This window comes from Calothrix sp. CBUCES-K 9914 (assembly GCF_059640475.1).
In genome coordinates this window covers 1-5,436 of sequence record NZ_JBXXZH010000410.1, presented here as the reverse complement: position 1 = coordinate 5,436, position 5,436 = coordinate 1, and the positions used below count along the sequence as shown (strand labels likewise).

General features: G+C 37.3%; 6 protein-coding genes and 1 pseudogene. 4 read left to right on the top strand and 3 right to left on the bottom strand.

The window, feature by feature from the left end; translation table 11 throughout:
• Window positions 1-29: 29 nt before the first annotated feature.
• Both AC2JBO_RS42675 and AC2JBO_RS42670 read left to right on the top strand, forming a co-directional pair.
• Window positions 30-1,247 (top strand): glycosyltransferase, encoded by a 1,218-nt coding sequence (locus AC2JBO_RS42675; RefSeq protein ID WP_496959679.1) that lies wholly within the window; start codon window positions 30-32, stop codon window positions 1,245-1,247.
• 24 nt (window positions 1,248-1,271) lie between these two features.
• The gene (locus AC2JBO_RS42670; RefSeq protein WP_496959678.1) at window positions 1,272-2,228 is read left to right on the top strand and encodes a glycosyltransferase family 10 domain-containing protein; all 957 of its coding nucleotides are present in this window, start codon (window positions 1,272-1,274) and stop codon (window positions 2,226-2,228) included.
• Window positions 2,229-2,371: 143 nt separating this feature from the next.
• On the opposite strand, the gene AC2JBO_RS42665 is transcribed toward AC2JBO_RS42670, so the two are convergent.
• From AC2JBO_RS42665 to AC2JBO_RS42655, 3 genes are all read right to left on the bottom strand, one after another.
• Window positions 2,372-2,596 (bottom strand): type II toxin-antitoxin system RelE/ParE family toxin, encoded by a 225-nt coding sequence (locus AC2JBO_RS42665; RefSeq protein WP_496959677.1) that lies wholly within the window; start codon window positions 2,594-2,596, stop codon window positions 2,372-2,374.
• Entirely contained in the window at window positions 2,584-2,775 is a 192-nt protein-coding gene (locus AC2JBO_RS42660; RefSeq protein ID WP_496959676.1) for a hypothetical protein, read from the bottom strand. Before AC2JBO_RS42660 ends, AC2JBO_RS42665 begins: the two co-directional genes overlap by 13 nt.
• A 172-nt stretch (window positions 2,776-2,947) precedes the next feature.
• Entirely contained in the window at window positions 2,948-3,919 is a 972-nt protein-coding gene (locus AC2JBO_RS42655) for an Npun_R2821/Npun_R2822 family protein (protein WP_496959675.1), read from the bottom strand.
• Between the two features lie 351 nt (window positions 3,920-4,270).
• On the opposite strand from AC2JBO_RS42655, the gene AC2JBO_RS42650 reads away from it, so the two are divergent.
• Entirely contained in the window at window positions 4,271-5,272 is a 1,002-nt protein-coding gene (locus AC2JBO_RS42650) for an Npun_R2821/Npun_R2822 family protein (protein ID WP_496959674.1), read from the top strand.
• A 4-nt stretch (window positions 5,273-5,276) separates the two neighbouring features.
• A pseudogene (locus AC2JBO_RS42645) lies at window positions 5,277-5,436 on the top strand (Npun_R2821/Npun_R2822 family protein); the annotation flags it as partial.

The window sequence follows — 5,436 nt, the reverse complement described above, 5'->3', positions numbered from 1 at the left end:
TCATTGTCGAAGACAAATCTAAAATTATTATGCCTTCAAAAAATAAAAATAAATACCTGTTCTACACGGGAAATCTTTCTCTTAAACCTGACACAGCACATGAAATTCACGATGTACTTTGTGCTAATGCTGCTGCTAACTTAGGTTACTCTTCTGTATTGGCTTACCACAATAACAATGCTAGTCTTTTAAATCCGTCTTGGTTATTGAATCCTTTTAAACCTCAACAACCTAGCGCTCAATTTGTTGATTTTTATAACTCGCAAGAATACCTCAGAGTTGTGCCGTTACCGATGCCATATCCGATAGACAGGTTACAGGGTAAACTAACTAACTCCAGTACTATTGCCACAAAATATTATCTACCATTTCATTTACGGCGCCATATAAAACTAGTTCATACGCGGGATTGGAATTTTGCGAAAGCATCAGTAAAAAATCAAATCCCCGTTATATTTGAAAAACACCACTTTCAAACAATACCCTTTGAACAAGAAATAATCAACAGTCCCTACTTTCAAATAGCTATTACTCAATCTGAACCTGTCCGTCAAAGCTTAATTCAGCATGGAATGCCAGCAGAAAAAGTAGCATGGATATACAACGGTTTTGAGCAATCATTTCTTGAACGTCAACCCGAACAAGCTCAAACATGGCGCCAAGAATTACTTCAAGATGGTAGACAAATATTAGTAGTTTACTCCGGCGCCTTATATAAATTCAAAGGAGTTGACTTACTTATCGAAGTAGCGCAACAAATGCCTCACATTCAATTTGCTGTCACCGGAGGAAAAGACAGCCAAGTTGAAACATATAGACAAATCGCACAAGAAAAAGGAATCTCAAACATCAGCTTTTTAGGTTGGGTAATGCCGCGCGAACGGTTAGTCAGCTTATTTCAAGGCGCCGACTTGCTAGCACATCCACATCTATCAGGGAAAGAAGCAGACTTTACCAACCCCGTCAAATTCTTCCAATACATGGCATCAGGAACTCCTATTGTAGCCACAGAAATACCGCCTCTAATGGCATTCAAAGACTCACCATTAATAGCATGTTGGTGTAAACCAGATGACCCACAAAAATTCGTTACAGCAATACAACACGCCTTAGATAAATACCCGCGCAAAACAGAAGGATACATAGATAGTATCAATTACGCGCGTCAATTCTCGTGGGAAAGTAGAATTCTCAATATTTTAAACTATGTTGAAGAATCAATGCGTCCAGAAGTAATTAAAAATTAGTAATTAAAAAACTAAAAAAAAACAATGAATAAAAAAATAATCGGAATGCTCACCGGCTACCCAGGAGTCAACCAAAGTGACTGGCTATGGCAACAAACCCCCCAACCTTTCGGCATATGGAGAAACATCCAAATGTTAGCCAAAGCCGAAAAACCTGACTTTCTTCTTTTATACAACTTCGCTGGCATACGTAAAGAATTCAAAAACAAGTACATATTCTTCAAACCCGAACTTCACAACATCCCTTACACACTTGAAGAAATGCAGCCCTTACTGCGTGGAGTACCCTTTGAACGCATAATATTCCTATGGCGTGAACCCCCCCTCGAAGAAATCATCGAAACAAACCTAGCATGTTACAACTGGGCAAAAGAATATTGTCCTTATATATCCTCACCCGACTCGGCGGCACCAATACCTGAATACATGCCAGCAATTTGGTATCATAGTAACTCATTTCGCGAACTAAACGAAATGGCGCCACCAGAAAAAATAAAAACATGTAGTTGGATAACATCAGGAGTTAACCGTACAGCAAACCATCGTCAACGATTAGAATTTTTGCGGTTATTACAAAATCAAATTGACTGTGACTTTTACGGACGTAACCTACCAACATGGGTGATATCTGGGGGAGAACTAGCTAATAAATGGCACGCAATGGCGCCATATAGATATAACCTAGCAATTGAAAACTACGCCGACAATGATTTGTACATCACCGAAAAAATGTGGGATGCACTCTTAGCATGGTGCTTACCAATATATTATGGAGGAGGCGCCGCAGATAAACTATTACCACCGGGAAGTTTTTTGCGTTTACCAAGCTTAGACGAAAAAGGTTTGAAGTACATTCAAGAAGTAACGGCAACACCCGATGCTTGGTATGAAGCAAAAGAAGCGATAGCAGAAGCAAGACAACTTGTGCTGCACAAACTCAACTTACTGGAATGGACGAGTAATTATACAAAGAATTTTTAACAAAACAATTGTAGAGACCGCATTAATTCGGTCTCTACATTACCATTCTCAAAATTTTTTTATTCAGTATCACCCGGCAAGCTAGGAAGCTTTAGCAACCTTGAAGAATGGAAAACTGTAAGAATGTTTACCAGGTCTTCATCTCAAAGATAAACAACCCGATAACTTCCTATAATTATTTTCCTGAACCTATCTTGATTTATTTCCGGCACTATACGTCCTGAACGTGGAAAAGTCTCTAACCGTTCCACGGTGTCAAAGATTTTATCAACAAACACCTGTGCAAAAGTAGGTGCATCTCTTGCAATGAAATCACCGATAGCTTTAACGTCACTTAGTGCTTGAGAAGTCCAGTTTATGCTTGCCATTTCTTAATACGTGCTTTTGCTTCTGCATGTGATATCGTATCACCACTTGCGACTTGTTTAACTCCCTGATCTACTTTGTATAAAAAGTAAAGGCGTTCCATTACTTCATCAAAAGAAACATCTTGTGGCATTTCTTCCAATGCCTTAAGTATTGTTTGCTTAACTGTAACACTTGTCATAAATTGCTACTGCCTTTGTTATAGTAATGTCAATGCTTTAAACTTAGCATATACTAATTATCTTCACAGGCTGATGCCCAAGCATTGTTTACGCAATACCTATGTCACAGTCTATGTATATTTTACGACATTTTATACTTAAAAGTAGACCTACATTGACAAGCGAGCTTTTTTAAGATTCTTTAACGAATCTATAGTACAGAAAAATATCTCGATACGGAATATTACTGATTTGCCACTTATATAATCTGTCGAACAAGCTGATTAAATTATCTTTGAACGGCAAATCTTTCTTTTCCCACTCACATAGGCGCCGCAAACGTTCGTTTTTAATACCCATATAATGTAGATAAGTTAATTTCTTACCTTTATCGTATAAGACATGATTTCTTTCCTCAAAGTGTGAGGATGTAATACAAACACCTGTATTGTAATCAGAAGCATCATCTAAAGTAAAATTATACAATTTGAAATTCTTTTTCAAAGTCATGTAATTTAACTTGGTTTGTTCGCTCAACCAGCTTCTAAATATTTTGATGTCTCCTTTGCTTAACTCTTGCAGGAAATATTCTAAATCTTGCGGGCTAATAGCTTGACGTTTGGATGCCCAAAACCCTCCACAATGAAAACGGTTTGCTAAGGCGCCTTGGTTTGGGTAAGAATCTTTAAATACTTCATAGTAATAGTCAACTTCTTTTAACCGCAGCGAAGTATTGCGCTGGTAGTCGTGAACCACAAAATCATATTCATCAAGTTTATCGAATACGTGGTCTAATGATTGAAAGACTAGTGTGTCTAAGTCTAGATATAAAAACTTTTCAAACGGACCATCGAATGCACAGTATTTACGGTGCATTGTTAGAGTTTCGGCGTGTTTTTCCAAAACGTCTTCGTAAGGATAGTCAAAATAAAGCTTGTCGAATTGAGCAATGAAATTTTCCCAGCGTGATATTGATTCGTTGTCGCTGAATAAAAATAGGTTTTTCCGTTTACTGATTTCTTGTTTGATTAAATCCAGGTTATCATTATATGGAATAATGCAAATGGGTATGTCAGAACTATAGTTAAGCTCTATGCTGTTTATCAAAGCAATTAACTGGTCGTATACAACGTCATTCGCTAATAAATAAATACCTTTTTTCATAATTTTTAGTTATTTAAATTATCTTACTTATACTATGAATATTATCTAAAACCGGATTTACATATCAGTAAATTCACTGATTTTTTTTATCATTTGTAGAGACCGATTAATCGCGTCTCTACGAATCGCGTCTCTACGAGTATAACCGATATTAGTATAGTGTCAGTAATATTTTTGTTTACACTTCTCAATTAGAACATGTATAAGTTATAAAAGAACTAGTCAGATTCGTCAGATTCCAGACTTCTTTAAGAAGTCGGGAATCTTAAGATAACTTAAATAAAAACAATATCTATTTATTAGCTATGTTTATCAAATTTATTGAATTTAAAATTGGAGTTAGTGTGATATATGACTGATGGTATTTATATTCTTGCTAACGATGTGGTTTATGACCAGTTGGTAGCGTTGTTAAACAGCATTGAAGTTCATGGAGGCGCCTACCCAGTTTGTATTTTGCCGTATGATGACAGGTTAGAACTCGTCAAAGAAGAGGTTAAGAAACGCAGCAATGTAGAAATCTTTGCTGATACACCTGTTATTGAACTTTGGGAAAAATTTGCTTTTGATGCTTGGCAAGCACACCCAACAGCTTTCAAAGTTTGGTCAAAACAAGGAACCGAGGGTGTATACCGGATGGGTATGCATCGAAGGTTTTGCGCTTTTGATGGCCCGTTCGACAGATTTATTTATCTTGATGCTGATATTTTGGTGTTGAACTCCCTTGAGTATATTTTCCGACAGTTGAATAATACTGATTTTGTTGTCTATGACTTCCAGTATAAAGACCCTGCACACGTTTATGATGTAAATTCCAAGCAGCTATTAAACATTTTTTCACGAGCGCGCGTACAAAGCGAAATCTTTTGTGCGGGGATGTACGCTAGCAAAAAAGGTTTGTTTGATGCTGAAAAACGAAACTACCTGTTATCACAACTGCGCTCTGGTGATGCTGAAGTACTATATATGAACGCACCCGACCAAAGCGTTCTTAATTATATGGTGATGCGCGCGGGTATTTCGACGTGGAACTTTGCTCGTTACTTGAGTGAGGATGAAGTAACTGGTTGTTGTGTGACTTCTCCACACTTTGAGGAAAGAAATAATCTTTTATACGACAAACAAAGTCGTCTTACTTACTTGCACTATATTGGGTTGTCCTCAAAACTATTTACTCGTGTGTGTGCGGGTGAAAATGTTGGGTTTCCTTACAGGGATATTTTCTTGCACTACCGTTATTTAAATGAACCAACACGGCGCCCGCAGTTTAAATCTAAGCCAAAAGCTTATAATGCGCCACCAAGTTTTGCAACACGAGTTTTACGAAAATTAGGAATTCCACTGGAGGTTTAATATAATGACGCGCGGAATATATATTATTGCGAACGATAAAGTTACAGACCATGCTATTGCACTGCTCAACAGCATTAGGTTACACGACAAAGAAACACCAATTGTGATGATTCCATATGATGACAATTATCACAACATCGCCGAAACACTGAATCAATACTATG